This is a genomic window from Pseudomonas gorinensis, from assembly GCF_042015035.1.
Taxonomy (GTDB): domain Bacteria; phylum Pseudomonadota; class Gammaproteobacteria; order Pseudomonadales; family Pseudomonadaceae; genus Aquipseudomonas; species Aquipseudomonas gorinensis.
In genome coordinates, this window is sequence record NZ_CP167125.1 from 975,425 (window position 1) to 993,476 (window position 18,052).

The 18,052-nt window shown below is 60.6% G+C and carries 14 protein-coding genes and 1 pseudogene; 12 read left to right on the forward strand and 3 right to left on the reverse strand.

From position 1 onward, the window contains the following. Window positions 1-2 precede the first annotated feature (2 nt). The 11 genes from rpsR (at window position 3) to AB7933_RS04385 (ending at window position 14,429) form a co-directional block, all read left to right on the forward strand. On the forward strand, window positions 3-233 hold the full coding sequence (rpsR, locus tag AB7933_RS04335) for a 30S ribosomal protein S18 (protein ID WP_002551829.1): 231 nt from the start codon (window positions 3-5) through the stop codon (window positions 231-233). A 36-nt stretch (window positions 234-269) separates the two neighbouring features. Then, window positions 270-1,163, forward strand: coding sequence for a hypothetical protein (locus tag AB7933_RS04340; protein ID WP_024073090.1), 894 nt, complete (start codon window positions 270-272; stop codon window positions 1,161-1,163). A gap of 18 nt (window positions 1,164-1,181) precedes the next feature. Next, window positions 1,182-1,628 carry a 50S ribosomal protein L9 gene (gene rplI, locus AB7933_RS04345; RefSeq protein ID WP_010563337.1) on the forward strand — a complete coding sequence of 149 codons (447 nt, stop codon included), beginning with the start codon at window positions 1,182-1,184 and terminating at the stop codon, window positions 1,626-1,628. 110 nt (window positions 1,629-1,738) lie between these two features. Continuing rightward, complete coding sequence (dnaB, locus tag AB7933_RS04350; RefSeq protein ID WP_024073091.1) at window positions 1,739-3,136, forward strand: replicative DNA helicase; 1,398 nt, start codon at window positions 1,739-1,741, stop codon at window positions 3,134-3,136. 96 nt (window positions 3,137-3,232) lie between these two features. Beyond that, a complete protein-coding gene (locus tag AB7933_RS04355; protein WP_024073092.1) occupies window positions 3,233-5,536 on the forward strand; it encodes a YgiQ family radical SAM protein in 2,304 nt (767 codons plus the stop codon). Between the two features lie 211 nt (window positions 5,537-5,747). After that, a complete protein-coding gene (locus AB7933_RS04360) occupies window positions 5,748-6,668 on the forward strand; it encodes a hypothetical protein (protein ID WP_024073093.1) in 921 nt (306 codons plus the stop codon). Then, window positions 6,665-7,123 carry a hypothetical protein gene (locus AB7933_RS04365; RefSeq protein WP_024073094.1) on the forward strand — a complete coding sequence of 153 codons (459 nt, stop codon included), beginning with the start codon at window positions 6,665-6,667 and terminating at the stop codon, window positions 7,121-7,123. Before AB7933_RS04360 ends, AB7933_RS04365 begins: the two co-directional genes overlap by 4 nt. Then, entirely contained in the window at window positions 7,120-7,416 is a 297-nt protein-coding gene (locus AB7933_RS04370) for a hypothetical protein (RefSeq protein WP_024073095.1), read from the forward strand. Before AB7933_RS04365 ends, AB7933_RS04370 begins: the two co-directional genes overlap by 4 nt. A 187-nt stretch (window positions 7,417-7,603) precedes the next feature. Continuing rightward, window positions 7,604-10,894, forward strand: coding sequence for a DUF2126 domain-containing protein (locus AB7933_RS04375; RefSeq protein ID WP_024073096.1), 3,291 nt, complete (start codon window positions 7,604-7,606; stop codon window positions 10,892-10,894). A gap of 158 nt (window positions 10,895-11,052) precedes the next feature. Next, window positions 11,053-13,539, forward strand: coding sequence for a circularly permuted type 2 ATP-grasp protein (locus tag AB7933_RS04380; RefSeq protein ID WP_024073097.1), 2,487 nt, complete (start codon window positions 11,053-11,055; stop codon window positions 13,537-13,539). After that, window positions 13,539-14,429, forward strand: a complete 891-nt coding sequence (locus tag AB7933_RS04385; protein ID WP_024073098.1) for a transglutaminase family protein — start codon at window positions 13,539-13,541, stop codon at window positions 14,427-14,429. The genes AB7933_RS04380 and AB7933_RS04385 overlap by 1 nt, the downstream gene beginning before the upstream one ends. Before the next feature lie 246 nt (window positions 14,430-14,675). Here AB7933_RS04385 and AB7933_RS04390 read toward each other — a convergent pair whose 3' ends face one another. Next, the gene (locus tag AB7933_RS04390) at window positions 14,676-14,858 is read right to left on the reverse strand and encodes a hypothetical protein (RefSeq protein WP_024073099.1); all 183 of its coding nucleotides are present in this window, start codon (window positions 14,856-14,858) and stop codon (window positions 14,676-14,678) included. A gap of 333 nt (window positions 14,859-15,191) precedes the next feature. Here AB7933_RS04390 and azu point away from each other — a divergent pair, with 333 nt between their 5' ends. Then, window positions 15,192-15,638, forward strand: coding sequence for an azurin (gene azu / locus AB7933_RS04395; RefSeq protein ID WP_024073100.1), 447 nt, complete (start codon window positions 15,192-15,194; stop codon window positions 15,636-15,638). 82 nt (window positions 15,639-15,720) lie between these two features. On the opposite strand, the pseudogene AB7933_RS04400 reads toward azu, so the two are convergent. Together AB7933_RS04400 and nadE are read right to left on the reverse strand one after the other, a co-directional pair. Further along, a pseudogene (locus AB7933_RS04400) lies at window positions 15,721-17,095 on the reverse strand (IS3 family transposase). Window positions 17,096-17,223: 128 nt separating this feature from the next. Beyond that, window positions 17,224-18,051: an ammonia-dependent NAD(+) synthetase gene (nadE, locus tag AB7933_RS04405; RefSeq protein WP_024073103.1), complete on the reverse strand. Its 828-nt coding sequence runs from the start codon at window positions 18,049-18,051 to the stop codon at window positions 17,224-17,226. Between the last annotated feature and the right edge of the window lies 1 nt (window position 18,052).

The following is an 18,052-nucleotide window of genomic DNA, read 5'->3' on the forward strand; positions in this document are numbered from 1 at the left end:
AAATGGCACGTTTCTTCCGTCGTCGTAAATTCTGCCGTTTCACCGCTGAAGACGTGAAAGAGATCGATTACAAAGATCTCAACACTCTGAAAGCCTACGTATCCGAGACCGGCAAAATCGTTCCAAGCCGTATCACCGGTACCAAAGCACGTTATCAGCGTCAGCTGGCCACCGCTATCAAGCGCGCCCGCTTCCTGGCCCTGCTGGCCTACACCGACAGCCACGGCCGCTGAGACCGGGCAGTCGACAAGTAGTAAGGGATTGAATGCATGCGCGCCTTAGCTGAGTTCATCATGCGCGGTCGTGTGCAGGCCACTCTGGTAGTGGCTGGATGTGCAGCATTGCCGTTGTTGTATTGGTTGGGTGCTGCCGCGGGATGCCTTGTGCTCCTGCGGCGCGGTTTGCAGGACGCCGTGGGTGTCCTGGCCCTGGGATTGCTGGCCGCCTTGATCTGGTGGCTGCAATTGGGCGAACCCAAGGTGCTTATGGTGCTGTTGGGGTCGTCGAGCCTTGCGTTGGTTTTACGCGCAAGTGAGTCCTGGGTCCGCACGCTGCTGGTCAGCGTGGCATTGGGGTTGGTGTTTTCAGTGTTGCTCGGCGCGGCTTTCCACCCGCAAATCGAGGCGCTGGCGCAAGAGATCGTCAAGGTCCTGCCGCTGGCTCTCGGGGATCTCTACCAGCAGTTATCGGTAGATGAGCGAGCGCGCCTTGCGGCGCTGATAGCACCGGCCCTGATCGGCCTGATGGCGGTAGTGTTGCAGATTGTCAGTGTGCTGAGCCTGATGCTTGGGCGTTACTGGCAGGCGTTGTTGTACAACCCGGGTGGTTTTGGTCGCGAATTTCGCAGTATCAGGATTCCCGCGGGCCCGGCGATGTTGTTGCTGGCAGGCATGGTGGTGGGGCCGAACTTCGGTCCACAAGCTGCCTTGTTATTGCTGTTTTGCAGCGTACCGCTGGTGTTTTCCGGGCTGGCCCTGATTCATGGGCTGGTGGCGCAGAAGCGCCTGGCCAGGTTCTGGCTGGTGGGGTTGTACGTCACGCTGATGCTGTTCATGCAACTGATCTATCCGTTACTCGTGGTTTTGGCCATTGTCGACGGCCTGATTGATTTTCGCGGTCGTCTGGCGCCGAAAGACGCCGATAACGCGAACGGTGAAGGTTAAAAGTTAGAGGATTTTCACATGCAACTGATCCTTCTGGAAAAAGTCGCCAACCTGGGCAACCTGGGCGACAAAGTGAACGTTAAGGCCGGCTACGGTCGTAACTACCTGCTGCCATACGGCAAAGCCACCGCTGCAACCGCTGCCAACCTGGCTGCGTTTGAAGAGCGTCGTGCTGAGCTGGAAAAAGCAGCAGCAGACAAAAAAGCTTCGGCCGAAACTCGCGCTGCCCAACTGGCTGAGCTGGAAGTGACTATCACTGCCACCGCCGGTGACGAAGGCAAGCTGTTCGGTTCGATCGGCACCCACGACATCGCTGATGCACTGACCGCCTCCGGCGTTGAAGTTGCGAAAAGCGAAGTTCGTCTGCCGAACGGCACTATCCGTAACGTAGGTGAATTCGACGTAGCCGTGCACCTGCACGCCGAAGTTGAAGCCACCGTACGCGTTGTCGTGGTAGCAGCTTAAGCAGTACCTAACTGACTGGCACCTCGCGTGTCAGCCAGTTAACATCGGGCACGATCCTGTTTACAGGTCGTGCCTTTTGTTTTTCTACACACCCCTAATTCCAAGTGGCCATGAACGATATTTCAGCTCCTGAGCAATACGATCTGCAAACCGCTGCCCTGAAGGTGCCGCCGCATTCCATCGAGGCCGAACAGGCCGTGCTCGGTGGCTTGATGCTGGATAACAACGCCTGGGAGCGCGTGCTGGATCAAGTCTCGGACGGTGATTTCTATCGTCATGACCACCGCCTGATCTTCCGCGCCATTGCCAAGCTGGCCGACCAGAACTCGCCGATCGACGTGGTGACCCTGGCCGAGCAACTGGACAAGGAAGGCCAGACCTCCCAGGTCGGCGGCCTCGGTTACCTCGGTGAGCTGGCGAAAAACACGCCATCCGTCGCCAACATCAAGGCCTATGCCCAGATCGTCCGTGAGCGCGCCACCCTGCGCCAGTTGATCGGCATCAGTACTGAAATCGCCGACAGCGCCTTCAACCCTGAAGGCCGCACCGCCGCCGAGATCCTCGACGAAGCCGAACGACAGATCTTCCAGATCGCCGAAGCCCGCCCTAAAACCGGCGGGCCGGTCAGCGTCAACGACCTGCTGACCAAAGCGATCGATCGTATCGATACGCTGTTCAACACCGACAACTCCATCACGGGTATTTCCACCGGCTACACCGACCTCGATGAGAAGACCAGCGGTCTGCAACCGGCCGACTTGATCATCGTCGCCGGGCGTCCATCCATGGGTAAGACCACCTTTGCGATGAACCTGGTGGAAAACGCCGTGTTGCGCAGTGACAAGACGGTGCTGGTGTATTCCCTGGAGATGCCAGGTGAATCGCTGATCATGCGGATGCTCTCGTCCTTGGGCCGTATTGACCAGACCAAGGTGCGTGCCGGTCGCCTGGAAGATGACGATTGGCCAAGGTTGACCTCCGCGGTCAACCTGCTCAACGATCGCAAGCTGTTCATCGATGACACCGCGGGTATCAGCCCGTCCGAGATGCGTGCACGGACCCGTCGCCTGGTGCGTGAACATGGCGATATCGCCCTGATCATGATCGACTACCTGCAACTGATGCAGATCCCGGGCTCCAGCGGTGACAACCGGACCAACGAGATTTCCGAAATCTCCCGGTCCTTGAAAGCCCTGGCCAAGGAATTCAACTGCCCGGTGGTGGCGTTGTCCCAGCTCAACCGTTCCTTGGAACAACGTCCCAACAAGCGCCCGGTCAACTCCGACTTGCGGGAATCCGGAGCGATCGAGCAGGATGCTGACGTGATCATGTTCGTATACCGCGACGAGGTGTATCACCCCGAGACCGAGCACAAGGGGATTGCCGAGATCATTATCGGCAAGCAGCGGAACGGGCCGATTGGCTTTATCCGCCTGGCATTCATCGGTAAGTACACCCGTTTCGAGAACCTTGCGCCGGGTAGCTACAACTTCGACGACGACGAATAACCCTCGTGTTCAATTCCGACCATTACCGTCGGAATTGGTCAAAATTTGTGCTATATTCCGCGCCCGCGATTTTTCATCTCAACACCGGTCACCGTCATGCAAACAGCCAAGCCGTTATTTGACTATCCCAAGTACTGGGCCGAATGTTTCGGTCCTGCGCCATTCCTGCCGATGAGCAGGGAGGAGATGGATCAGCTTGGCTGGGATTCGTGTGACATCATCATCGTCACCGGTGATGCGTACGTGGACCACCCGTCGTTTGGCATGGCCATCATCGGCCGGCTGCTGGAGTCCCAGGGCTTCCGCGTCGGGATCATCGCGCAGCCGAACTGGCAGTCCAAAGACGACTTCATGAAGCTCGGCGAGCCGAACCTGTTCTTCGGCGTCGCGGCCGGCAACATGGACTCGATGATCAACCGCTACACCGCCGACAAGAAAATCCGCTCCGACGACGCCTACACCCCTGGCGGCATGGCCGGCAAACGCCCGGATCGCGCCAGCCTGGTGTACAGCCAGCGTTGCAAGGAGGCCTACAAGAACGTACCGATCGTACTTGGCGGCATCGAAGCCTCCTTGCGCCGCATTGCCCACTACGACTACTGGCAGGACCGGGTGCGCAACTCGATCCTGATCGACGCCACCGCCGACATCCTGCTGTACGGCAACGCCGAGCGGGCCATCGTCGAGGTTGCCCAGCGCCTGTCGTGGGGCCACAAGATCGAAGACATCACCGACGTGCGCGGCACCGCGTTCATCCGTCGCGACACGCCAGCCGGCTGGTACGAAGTGGACTCCACCCGTATCGACCGTCCGGGCAAGGTCGACAAGATCATCAACCCGTACGTGAATACCCAGGACACCCAGGCCTGCGCCATCGAGCAGGAAAAGGGGCCCGTTGATGATCCGCAGGAAGCCAAGGTCGTGCAGATCCTGGCCAGCCCGCGCATGACCCGCGACAAGACCGTGATCCGCCTGCCATCGGTGGAAAAGGTCCGTGGCGACGCCGTGCTCTATGCCCACGCCAACCGCGTACTGCACCTGGAAACCAACCCAGGCAACGCCCGCGCCCTGGTGCAGAAGCACGGTGAAGTGGACGTGTGGTTCAACCCGCCGCCCATCCCGATGACCACCGAAGAAATGGACTACGTGTTTGGCATGCCATACGCGCGTGTCCCGCACCCGGCGTATGGCAAGGAAAAAATTCCGGCCTACGACATGATCCGTTTCTCGGTGAACATCATGCGTGGCTGCTTCGGCGGCTGCACCTTCTGCTCGATCACCGAGCACGAAGGCCGGATCATCCAGAACCGTTCCGAAGAGTCGATTATTCGCGAGATCGAGGAGATCCGTGACAAGGTCCCAGGTTTCACCGGGGTGATCTCCGACCTCGGCGGCCCGACCGCCAACATGTACCGCATTGCCTGCAAGAGCCCGGAAATCGAATCCGCGTGCCGCAAGCCGTCGTGCGTGTTTCCCGGCATCTGCCCGAACCTGAACACCGACCACTCGTCGCTGATCCAGCTGTATCGCAGCGCCCGGGCATTGCCGGGTGTGAAGAAGATCCTGATCGCTTCCGGCCTGCGCTACGACCTCGCGGTCGAGTCGCCGGAATACGTCAAAGAGCTGGTCACCCACCATGTCGGTGGCTACCTGAAGATCGCCCCGGAACACACCGAGGAAGGTCCGCTCAACCAGATGATGAAGCCGGGCATTGGCAGCTATGACAAGTTCAAGCGCATGTTCGAGAAGTACACCAAGGAAGCGGGCAAGGAGCAGTACCTGATCCCGTACTTTATCGCGGCCCACCCCGGCACCACCGATGAAGACATGATGAACCTGGCCCTGTGGCTCAAGGGCAACGGCTTCCGCGCCGACCAGGTGCAGGCGTTCTATCCGTCGCCGATGGCCACCGCCACCGCGATGTATCACTCGGGCAAGAACCCGCTGCGCAAGGTCACCTACAAGAGTGACGCGGTGACCATCGTCAAGAGCGAAGAACAGCGCCGCCTGCACAAGGCGTTCCTGCGTTACCACGACCCGAAAGGTTGGCCGATGCTGCGTGAAGCGCTGACCCGCATGGGCCGCGCCGACTTGATCGGGCCGGGCAAGGATCAATTGATCCCCTTGCACCAGCCCGCCACCGACAGCTACCAGAGCGCGCGTCGCAAGAACTCGACGCCGGCCGGCAGCCATAAGGTCGCCAAGGAAACCACCACCCGGATCCTCACCCAACACACCGGCCTGCCACCCCGTGGCAGTGACGGCAGCAACCCGTGGGACAAGCGCGAGCAAGCCAAGGCCGCGGCCATGGCGCGCAACAAGCAGGCGGCCAAGGAGCGCGCTGATGCGGCCAAGGGCAAGGGCGGCAAGCCAGCCCGCAAGCCGGTCGTGCCGCGTTGATCGCCGCGTGAATATGCAAAACGCCAGCCTCGTGCTGGCGTTTTGCTTTCTAGGCGGTGGGGAGTCTGTTTGTTAAGGTGGCGGCCATTAAATCGCTATCGGGGGCAAGCTCCCTCCCACATTTTGAATGTATTCACACATCAAGTGTGGGAGGGGGCTTGCCCCCGATAGCGTCACTCCAGTTACCACCTCTTCAAGGAAGAACACCCCCATGGGCAACCCCCTGCTCGGCATCGGCATGGACTCCAACCGCTCCCAGTTCATGGCGCGCCAGCGCATCGAAAGCCAGATCAACCTGCAGCGCCTGTTCGCCGCCATCGACGCCGACCCCGGTATCGTCGGCGCGGGGGTGGTGTATGTCGACGCTGACTTCAATGTCATTACCCTGCGCGAATTCAAGCCCATCTGCAGCATCAAGCCCAAGCGCATCATTTTGCGTGAAGCGCAGAAGTACATTGCGCCAACACAGTTTGCTCAACATGTCGTGAGCAATCCTCGAGAATCGCGACTGATTGGCGAAGCCGTGAATACCGGAATCTCCTGCTTGGGGGCGGTCATCAGTTGGGCTGCGATCGCCAGTGGAACAATTCTGGTGCCTTTCAGCGCTGGAGCCAGTTCCGTCATCGTTGTAGTGGGGTATGCGGCTGCCGGCGCAAGTACGCTTCAGTGTTTCAACGGCATTGCCCGAACAGCGCTGGAAGTCGCCAAACCTGAGGTCAAGGATTCGCTCGACAGTGAAGGCTGGTACCAGAATGCGTCCATCGTGCTGGACGCCGTATCACTGGCAGGCGTGGGCGCTTCGGCCCTGACGACGGTCAAGCTGGTCAGGGCCGCCAAAGCATCGACGGGCAAGAGCCTGCGTGATGTGCTTCGCGGTTTGAATCGCCAGGAAAGAGCCAAGCTGACGAAAGAGCTGCTGAGCATCAACCATCCCAGCTTGACCGCGAAGATGATCAAGTTGAGGCAGGCGTCGGGCGAACTCACCAAGCGTTTCACCCCTACGCAGCTCAAGCACAGCACCACTACCCAGATCAAAGACGTCCTGGGCGCAAGCGTTGGGTTTGGCGGGAGTGCCTACTCCGGAAACGTCAACACCATCGCGATTGGACTGTACGAGGAGGTAAGCGAATGAGCGAATTGATGACGCTACGCGACTTTTTCAGACAATACTTTCTGACGTTTATGGGCGGCGTATTTGCTGCGTGTTTTTCTTTGGCGTTGGCTGTGGCGCTGGCGTTCATCACCTATTTTCGTGATGCGCCGATGGCTCAAGTGGGGCTCAAGATCATGTCTGCCGGGGCGCTGCTCATTCTGTTGACGGTCCATAGCAACTTTATGATTTTGCGGGGGCGACCCTCCTGGGTGTGGGTAATGGTCGGTATCTATGTCGCCTGTCTACTGTTTGTAGTTCCGATGGTTCAATTCCAGCCTCACAAAGTCCTTTATGGGTTGGCGCTGTTATTCCCATTGCTTGGATTATTGACACTTAACAGCAAGGTTCAACGAGAGATGCGCACGAAACTCGTGGGAATCCGTCGCATTCGGCAGGCGGTTAAATCAACCGTCAGATCGAGTAGTCGCATGTGAAGGCGCCGCCTTCGATAAACGGTTTCCTCGCGCGCTATTTCCCGGTCTTCATGGGGACGATTTTCATGGCGATCTTCTCCGGCTCAGCCTCGTTTTCCATGGCTGGCGTGACCTATTTGCGCGGTCTTGATCCCGCGCTCAAGGCCAACTATTCAGTAGGCGCGATCCTGGTGCTGTTTCCGTTGCTGGGCTTGCTGTTGCTCAACAGCAAGCGCCACCGCGAAATGCGCCAAAAGCTGCTGGAAATTCGCCGCCTTAAAGAAGCCGTGATCGCCAAGCACAAGGCTCGCTGACTGGGTAGATTCACCACCCCTCCTCACACGGGCGCCACAAATATGTGCAACCCTCGCACCAGGGCGCACACGTTGGCGCCGTTTTGGTGCTGTACTGCACCGGGTCTTACGATAAAGCGCAATGACCGCCGCTCTGGCATAAGTCTTGCGCGCGTTGTGTCCATGCCCTGGCTCGCAGGAGGCCGCCGTGTCGATTCATGTCGCGTTGCACCATGTTACGCATTACCGCTACGACCGCGCGGTCGAACTCGGCCCACAGATCGTGCGTCTGCGCCCGGCTGCCCATAGCCGCACGCGGATTTTGTCCTACGCTCTCAAAGTGCTGCCCGAGCAGCATTTCATCAATTGGCAGCAGGACCCCCAGGGCAATTACCTGGCGCGCCTGGTGTTCCCGGAAAAAACCGATGAACTGCGCATCGAAGTCGACCTGGTCGCCGAGATGGCGGTGTTCAACCCGTTCGACTTTTTCCTTGAGCCCTACGCCGAAAAAATCCCCTTCAGCTACGCCGCCGATGAGCAGCGTGAGCTGGCGCCGTACCTGGAAACCTTGCCGCTGACGCCGAAGTTTGCCGCCTACTTGGCGGGTATCGACCGCACGCCGTTGCCGGCCGTTGATTTCCTGGTGGGCCTCAACCAGCGCCTGGCCGCCGACATCGGCTACCTGATCCGCATGGAACCAGGTGTGCAAACCCCGGAATTCACCCTGGAAAACGCTTCCGGCTCCTGCCGTGATTCGGCCTGGCTGCTGGTGCAACTGTTGCGCAACCTCGGTTTGGCGGCGCGGTTTGTGTCCGGTTATCTGATCCAGCTGACCGCCGACGTCAAAGCCCTCGACGGCCCCTCCGGCACCGAAGTCGACTTCACCGACCTGCACGCTTGGTGCGAAGTGTATTTGCCCGGTGCCGGCTGGATCGGCCTGGATGCCACCTCCGGGTTGTTCGCCGGTGAAGGGCATATCCCATTGGCCTGTAGTCCTGATCCATCGTCTGCTGCGCCGATCAGCGGGCTGGTGGAACCCTGCGAGTGCGAATTCACCCATGAAATGTCGGTGGAGCGCATCTGGGAAGCGCCACGGGTGACCAAGCCCTACACCGAAGAGCAATGGCTGGCGATCCAGGCCCTGGGCCGGCAGATCGATGGCGACCTGCTCAAGGATGATGTGCGCCTGACCATGGGCGGCGAGCCGACCTTCGTTTCCATCGACGATCCTGATGGCGCCGAGTGGAACACCGCGGCTCTCGGGCCGGACAAGCGTCGCTTGTCCGCCGAGCTGTTCCAGCGCATGCGCAAGCACTACGCACCCAAGGGGCTGGTGCATTTCGGCCAGGGCAAGTGGTACCCCGGCGAGCAATTGCCGCGCTGGTCGCTGAACTGCTATTGGCGCCGTGACGGCGTGCCCATCTGGCACAACAGCGCGCTGATTGCCGACGAACAACAGGACTACGGCGCCGATGGCGCATTGGCTGGGCGCTTCCTCGCCAGTGTCGCCGAACGCCTCAAGCTGCCGGCACGCTTTGTGTTCCCGGCCTATGAAGACAACTTCTACTACCTGTGGCGCGAAGGTGCGTTGCCACAAAACGTCACCGCCCAGGACCCGCGCCTGAGCGACGACCTGGAGCGCGAACGCCTGCGCAAGGTGTTCAGCCAGGGCCTGGATAAAGTCATCGGCCAAGTGCTGCCGCTGGCGCGCACGGCGGCCAATGACCGCTGGCAGAGCGGGCGCTGGTACCTGCGCGATAACCATTGCCGCCTGGTACCGGGGGATTCGCCGTTGGGCTATCGCCTGCCGTTGGCCTCGCAGCCGTGGGTGACGGCGGCGGAGTATCCGTTCGTGCACCCGACTGACCCGAACCAGGATCAGCCGGAGTTGCCGACCAGCGCCCAACTGCAAAGCCATGGCGAACCGGCGCCGAGCGACGAGCGCGTGCCGAAGATCGATGAGTCTGCCGACTGGCTGACCCGCACCGCTCTGTGCGCCGAAGCGCGGGAAGGGCGCCTGTACCTGTTCATGCCGCCATTGGAGCGGGTCGAGGACTACCTGGAGTTGGTCGCCGCCATTGAAGCCACCGCCGAAGAGCTGCATTGCCCGGTGTTGCTGGAAGGCTACGAGCCACCGTTCGATATGCGCCTGAGCAACTTCCGCGTCACGCCGGACCCGGGTGTGATTGAGGTCAACGTGCAGCCGTCCGCCACTTGGGACGAATTGGTGGAACGTACCGAATTCCTCTACGAGGAGGCGCGGCAAACCCGCCTGACCACCGAGAAGTTCATGATCGACGGCCGCCACACCGGCACCGGCGGTGGCAACCATTTTGTACTGGGCGGCGCGACGCCCAAGGATTCGCCGTTCCTGCGCCGGCCCGACCTGCTACGCAGCCTGATCAGCTACTGGCATAACCACCCCTCGCTGTCGTACTTGTTTTCCGGCCTGTTTATCGGTCCGACTTCCCAGGCACCGCGGGTGGATGAAGCGCGCAACGATGCGCTGTATGAGCTGGAAATCGCCTTCGCCCAAATGCCCCAGCCCGGTGAAGAATGCCCGCCGTGGTTGGTGGATCGCCTGCTGCGCAACCTGTTGATCGACGTGACGGGCAACACCCACCGCGCCGAATTCTGTATCGACAAGCTCTACTCGCCGGACGGTGCCACTGGCCGCCTGGGCCTGCTGGAATTGCGCGCCTTTGAAATGCCGCCCCACGCACGCATGAGCCTGACCCAGCAATTGCTGCTGCGGGCCTTGGTGGCGCGTTTCTGGCGTGAACCCTATGCGCCGCCGAAACTGGCGCGCTGGGGCACTGAGTTGCATGACCGTTTCCTGTTGCCGCACTTTATCGAGCAGGATTTTGCCGACGTAATCGTCGAGTTGAACGCCGCCGGTTACCCGTTGCGGGCCGAATGGTTCGCCGCGCACCTGGAGTTCCGCTTCCCCAAGGTCGGCGATTACGCCGTCAGCGGGATCGAACTGGAACTGCGCCAGGCCTTGGAACCCTGGCATGTGCTGGGCGAAGAGGGCGCGGCGGGCGGCACGGTGCGTTATGTGGACTCGTCCCTTGAGCGCCTGCAGGTCAAACTGACCGGGCTGGCGCCGCAACGCTACCTGCTGACCTGCAACGGCATTCCAGTGCCGTTGCAAGCCACCGGACGGGTGGGTGAGTTTGTCGCCGGCGTGCGTTACCGCGCCTGGCAACCGGCCAACTGCCTGCAACCGACCATCCCGGTGCATGCGCCGTTGGTGTTCGACCTGCTCGACACCTGGATGCAGCGCTCGCTGGGTGGTTGCCAGTACCATGTCGCGCATCCGGGCGGACGTAACTACGACAGCTTGCCGGTGAATGCCAATGAGGCGGAGAGCCGGCGCATGGCGCGGTTCTTCCGTCTCGGCCATACACCAGGAAAGCTCCCCGTGCCGAGTGTTGTGATCAATGACGAATTCCCGATGACCTTGGATCTGCGGCGTCACCCCAATAATAATGACTGAATGCGACCCAAATATGAGGGGACCTTGCTCCCGATTGTGGTGAGTCAGCCGATACCTAGGTTGACTGACCCACCGCGATCGGGAGCAAGCTCCCTCCCACAGGGATTTGCAGTGTTTGTTAGGTTAATCTGAGCCCCCTTGCCTCTGCCGAGCGTTCCATGCCCGATTTGCTCGACCAATACCCGCTGACTGCGGGCACTTATCACGAACTCCTGGATGACAGCGGCGCGGTGCGTGCCCATTGGCGGCGCCTGCTTGATCACCTGCAACGCAGTACGCCCGCGCAGTTGGCCCAGCGCCAGGCGCTGCTGACCCGGCAGATCCAGGAAAACGGCGTGACCTACAACGTCTACGCCGACCCCAAGGGTGCCGATCGCCCGTGGGAGCTGGACCTGCTGCCCCATGTACTGGCGGCTGATGAATGGCAGCACTTGTCGGCCGGTATCGCCCAGCGTGCACGCCTTCTCAATGCGGTGCTGGCCGATCTGTATGGCCCGCAACGCCTGATCAAGGAAGGCCTGCTGCCGGCCGAGCTGGTGTTCGGGCATAACAACTTCCTGTGGCCGTGCCAGGGCATCCAGCCGCCCGACGGTGCGTTCCTGCACCTGTATGCCGTGGACCTGGCGCGAACCCCGGATGGCCGCTGGTGGGTCACCGCCGACCGTACGCAGGCACCCTCGGGTGCCGGTTATGCGCTGGAAAACCGCACCATTGTGTCCCGCGCTTTCCCGGATCTGTACCGCGACTTGCAGGTGCAGCACCTCACGGGCTTCTTCCGTACGCTCCAGGAAACCCTGGCGCGCCAGGCGCCGAGTGACAGCCAGCCGCCGCTGATCGTGCTGCTCACCCCAGGCCGGTTCAACGAAAGCTATTTTGAACACTTGTACCTGGCGCGCCAGCTGGGCTACCCATTGGTGGAAGGCGGCGACCTCACGGTGCGCGACAGCACGGTGTTCCTCAAAACCCTCAGCGGCCTGCGCCGGGTACACGCGATCATGCGTCGTCTCGATGACGATTTCTGCGACCCGCTGGAGCTGCGCACCGACTCTGCCCTTGGCGTGCCCGGCCTGCTCGACGCCGTGCGTCAGGGCAATGTACTGGTGGCCAATGCCTTGGGCAGTGGTGTGCTGGAGTCGCCGGGTCTGCTTGGCTTCCTGCCGAAGATCAATGAATTTTTGTTCGGTGAAGAACTGATCCTGCCGTCCATCGCCACGTGGTGGTGCGGGGAGGCGCCCGTGCTGGCCGAAGCCTTGGAGAAGCTGCCCGAGCTGCTGATCAAGCCGGCGTTTCCATCGCAGAGTTTTGCCCCGGTCTTCGGTCGCGACCTGGACGACGAACAACGCCAGGCCCTGGCCGAACGCATGCGCGCGAGGCCTTATGCGTATGTCGCCCAGGAGCTGGCGCAATTGTCCCAGGCGCCGGTATGGCACACCGTGGATGACCACCTGCAACACCGCGCCATCGGCATGCGTGTGTATGCCGTCGCCAGCGAAGACGGCTACCGCGTGCTGCCGGGTGGCCTGACCCGCGTGGCTGCCGAGGCCGATGCCGAAGTGGTCTCGATGCAGCGCGGTGGCGCGAGCAAGGACACCTGGGTGCTCGGTGAGCGCGCTGCTGGTGGCGAACATTGGCGCGCCCAACGCGCCATTGGTGCCCATGACCTGGTTCGCCGCGATCCGTACCTGCCCTCGCGTGTGGTGGAAAACCTGTTCTGGTTCGGCCGCTATTGCGAGCGCTGCGATGACAGCGCGCGCTGGTTGCGTATCGTGTTGGCGCGCTATGTCGACGGCGACGATCCGCTGGCGCTGCGGGCGGCGGTTGAGTTGGGTGAGAACCTGCACCTGCTGCCGGAGGAGGGCGAACTGCCCGAGCGTTTGCAGGCGGCCTTGCTCGGCGATGATTGGCCATCGAGCCTGCGCGCCAACCTGCAACGCTTGCAGTGGGCGGCGTCTCAGGTGCGCGGCAAGTTGTCCCGGGAAAACTGGCAGGCGCTGGTGGAGTTGCAGCGCGAAGCCCTGGAGCTGGAAAGCGAGAGCCCTGACTTTGGTGAGTTGCTGGATTTCCTCAACCGCCTGGTGATGTCCCTGGCGGCGCTGTCCGGGTTTGCCCTGGACGACATGACCCGCGACGAAGGTTGGCGTTTCTTGATGATGGGCCGGCGCATCGAGCGCCTGCAATTTCTCAGCAGCAGCCTGGCCGCGTTCCTGCGTGGCGTGGCGGTGTTCGATCAGGCGGGGCTGGAATGGTTGCTGGAACTGGGCAACAGCAGCATCACCTATCGCTCGCGCTACCTGGCGGTGCCGCAGCTGATCCCGGTGCTGGACTTGTTGCTGCTGGACGAGCAGAACCCCCATGCGGTGCTGTTCCAACTGAAACTGGTCAGCCGCACCTTGCGTCGCCTCAACGACGACTTCGGCGTACCCCGGGAAACCGGTCTGGCACCCTTGGTGGAGCGCCTCGCGCGGTTCGACCTGAGCTGCCTGGAGAACCCGCTGTTTGGCGAGCCCAGCGTGCGTGCCGCGCTGGATGGCCTGGCCGACCTGCTGCAAGCGGTGGCCGATGAGAGTGGGCAAGTGTCGGATCGCATGGCCTTGCGCCATTTTGCCCATGTAGATGATGTCAGCCAGCAAACGGTGTCGGTGTGATGAGTGCGCGCTATCAGATTTTCCACGATACCCATTACCACTACGACAGCCCGGTGTCCCTGGCCCAGCAGCTGGCGCACCTGTGGCCCCGGCCCTGCGCCTGGCAGCGTTGCAGCGCGCAGCAGTTGGACATCAGCCCGGAGCCGACGTCGCGGCGCGATGAGTTGGACGTGTTCGGCAACCCGATCACCCGCCTGGCCTTCGAGCGCCCCCACGATGAACTGCTGGTGAACGCCTCGCTGACCGTCGAAGTGCTGGCACGGCCGGTGCTGGATTTCCAGGCGTCGCCGGCCTGGGACCAGACCCGCGACAGCTTGACCTACAGCAGCCAGCCGCTGTCCGGGGAGTTGATTGAAGCCTGCCGCTATCGCTTCGAATCGCCCTACGTGCATTTGAAAAAAACCTTCGTCGAGTTTTCCGAAAGCTGCTTTCCGCCGGGCCAGCCATTGCTACTGGGCGTGCAGGCGCTGATGGAAAAGATCTTCGATGAATTCACTTTCGATGCCGAAGCGACCCAGGTCGCCACGCCGCTGGTGGAAGTGCTGGAGCGCCGACGCGGCGTGTGCCAGGACTTCGCCCACCTGATGCTCGCCTGCCTACGCTCACGGGGCCTGGCGGCGCGCTACATCAGCGGCTACCTGCTGACCCAGCCGCCACCCGGCCAGCCACGGCTGATCGGCGCCGATGCGTCCCACGCGTGGGTTTCGGTGTATTGCCCGGTTTCGGGCTGGGTGGATTTTGACCCGACCAACAATGTGCAGCCGGCACTGGAGCACATCACCCTGGCCTGGGGCCGGGATTTTTCCGATGTGTCGCCGTTGCGGGGGGTGATTCTGGGGGGAGGGAGCCATGACCCGGAAGTGCGGGTGACGGTGATGCCGCTGGAATGATGGGCTGGCAGCAGTCGGGCGGCTTGCCGATACAGGCGTGTCTGGCAAGCGGGCCTGCTGTGGTATTAGCGGGCTTGTTGTAGCGAGTTGTGGCTAGCGGGCTTGCCCCGCGTTGGGCTGCGAAGCAGCCCCAATCAATCGGAATGCGGAGTATCAGGCACTCCTCGGCGGCTGGTTCTGGGGCTGCTGCGCAGCCCAACGCGGGGCAAGCCCGCTCGCCACAACAAGCCCGCACAGCAACGGAAATTATTCAGCCGGGTCTTTCGGCGTTTCAGTCTCGTCTGCTGCCACTTCGCTTTCCGCGTCCGGATTCAGTGCGCCCGCTTCTTCATCGACAGCGGCTTTCTTGCGTTGCAGCTTTTCCTCTTTCTTCTGTTCCTTGGCCAAGTCTCTCTGACGTTTGGCGAAGGAGTAATTAGGTTTGGCCATGGGCGATCCTCTAAGGTCGAAGGTGAGGGTGGGCGGCGCGCAGCTGCCTTGGGTCGCTATGGTAGCAGCTTAGCGGCGCGCTTGGCCCTCACTTACCGCAGGCGTACGCGGCCAACAGGCCATTGAACAGTTGATTGAGATGCATGGCTGGCGCTCCATAAGGGGGATGGGGCGATCATAGGGCGCGTGTGACACTTGGCTGGTTGATTGTGTCGATAGGTCTGATAGCCTAAAGTTGTATACAATTTGTTGATTCAGGTCATAAGCCTTTATGCCTGGTTCAGGCACCCTTGTCGCACTACGCGTTTTTTAAACCCTGCCTTGGAGATCCACATGTTTGCCAAACTCGTTGCTGTTTCCCTGCTGACTCTGGCCAGTGGCCAGTTGCTTGCTGCAGAGTGCAAGGTCACCGTCGACTCCACCGATCAGATGTCCTACAACACCAAGGAAATCACGATCGACAAGAGCTGCAAGACGTTCACCGTTGAGTTGACTCACTCCGGCAGCTTGCCGAAAAACGTCATGGGCCATAACTGGGTGCTGACCAGCGCCGCCGACACGCAGCCGGTCGCGACCGATGGCATGGCCGCCGGCCTCGACAAAAACTACCTGAAAGAAGGCGACGAGCGCGTCATCGCCCACACCAAAGTCATTGGTGCTGGCGAGAAAGATTCGGTGAGCTTCGATGTGTCCAAGCTGAAAGCGGGCACTGACTATGCGTTCTTCTGCTCGTTCCCAGGCCACATCTCGATGATGAAAGGCACGGTGGTCGTCAAGTAAGACCGCGTTATCGTTCATCGGGGGCAAGCCCCTCCCACATTTGAATGTGTGAAGTGCGCCCCAAAAGCTGGACAGCTGTTGGTTAGGCTACAGCGGACCGGGTCCTGTACGCTACAGGGCTCAGTCCGCCAAGCTTCACTTTGATTCGCTTATGGTTGTAGTAATGGATGTACTCATCCAGCCCCGCTTGCAACTGCTCCACGCTTTTCAAGCTTTCCGATAGTAGAACTCTGACTTCAGCGTGCCGAAGAAACTCTCCATTGTGGCGTTGTCATGGCAGTTTCCTTTGCGTGACATGCTTTGCTCCAGCCCTGCTTTTTCTAGCCTCTCCCGGTACTTTGGATATCGATAGTGCCAGCCTTGATCTGAATGCAGCATTGGCTTGCCGCCCTCGGGTAAGCCTTCAATAGCTTTTTCCAGCATCTCGCCCACCAAGGCATATTGGGGACGTATTGCCGTCTGATAGGCCACGATTTCTCCGTTGTACAAGTCCAAAACTGGGGACAAGTACAGCTTTTTGCCGGCCACTTTGAACTCGGTGACATCCGTCACCCATTTCTGATTCGGTTGCTCAGCCTCGAACTGACGAGCCAAGGTGTTGGGCGACACTTCGCCCATCGGCCCTTTATACGACCTGTATTTCTTAGGCCGCACCGTGCATTTCAGACCCAGCTCCCCCATCAGTCGTCGTACCGTTTTACCGTTGATCAGCGATCTTTCTTTACGTAGTTCTAGCGTCATCCGACGGTAACCAAAGCGGCCCTTATGCTCGTTTTGGATGGTCTGGATAGAAGCTTTGATCGAGGAAAATCGGTCCGCAACGCCCATCGCCTTGAGTTGGTAGTAGTACGTACTTCGCGCAAGGCTCACTAGCTTGAGCAAGTCACGCAAGGGAAAGTGTTGCTTAAGCTCACTGACTAATCGGGCTTTTTCTTCTGTTCTTTCTCCCGCCTCATCACCGCCTCGCCTAACTCCCCAAGCTTTTTTAGATAAGCGTTCTCCATCCGTAGGTATTGGAGCTCATCAAGTAACGTCTTGTGCTCAGGCTCAGGGCTGGTGAGTGGGGCAGCGGTTTTGCGTGGTTTAGCAGGTGGTTTAGGCATAGCGGTGCTCAGTCCTCTTTTCCTGACTCCAGGGCTTCAATACCGCCACTGTAATACTGCTGTTGCCATCTGCCCACCTGAGTGGAATCCCCAAGTTGAAAAGCGCCGCTGCGCGGCGCAAGGAAAGGGAGTCATCCCACATGCGCCGTAGAACAGAGAACTTGAACAAGGCACTGTAACGCTGGCCGGTACTGCTCAAGCTGGCCTCACCGTGTAATCGATAAGCCTCGACCCAACGACGAAGCAAGGTGGGGTCCATTTGAAATTGAGCGGCGACCCGGCGAAACCCTCGGCCTCGCGCTCAAGGAAAGCGGTGATGGCAGATAGCTTGAACTGCGTGGTGTACTTGCTCATGAAAACGCCCCAGAAATTGGATGGGTGTCCAACTTCTGGGGCGCACTTCAGTGTTCACAACTCAAGTGTGGGAGGGGGCTTGCCCCCGATGGCTGCCTGAGCCTCAATACAACGCTCTCTGGCTCACCTCACGGCGCAAACGGCATCACCCGCTTGTGCTCAGTCTTGCGGTACGTATCGCAGATAATCCTGAACGCCTCTTCCCGCACCGGCTCCCCGTGCAGGAACGCATCGATCTCGGCGTAAGTCACGCCATGTGACGCTTCGTCTGGCTTGCCTGGCGACAGGTCTTCCAGGTCCGCCGTCGGCACCTTCTCCACCAACGACTCCGGCGCCCCAAAGTGCCGTGCGATCGCGCGTACCTGGTTTTTCACCAGCCCGCTCAACGGTGCCAGGTCGCAGGCGCCATCGCCGAACTTGGTGAAAAAGCCCATCACCGCTTCCGCCGCATGGTCGGTGCCGATCACCAGGCCACCGGCCGCGCCGGCGATGGTGTACTGCGCCACCATGCGCATGCGCGCCTTGGTGTTGCCGAGCACGAAATCGCGGGACACCGCCGCCTTGCCTTCAAACGCCGCCACTTCATTGGCCAGGGATTTCACCGCCGGGCCGATGTTCACGGTGTGGCGTTCGTCCGGTTCGATAAAGTCCACTGCCGCCTGGGCGTCGATTTCATCGAACTGGGTTTCGTAGGGCAGGCGCACGGCGATAAAACGGTAGGCCTCGTCACCCGTGCTGGAACGCAGTTCCTGCATCGCACGCTGGGCCAACAGGCCAGCGGTCAGGGAGTCGACGCCACCGCTGATGCCCAGCACCAATGTCTTGAGCCCGGCATTGCGCAGGCAGTCCTGGATAAAGGCCACGCGTCGGGCGACCTCGGCCTCAAGGGCGGCCTGGTCTTTGAACGGCGCTTGGACCTTGAGCTGCTGTGCAATCTCACGCTGTACGGCTTGCATG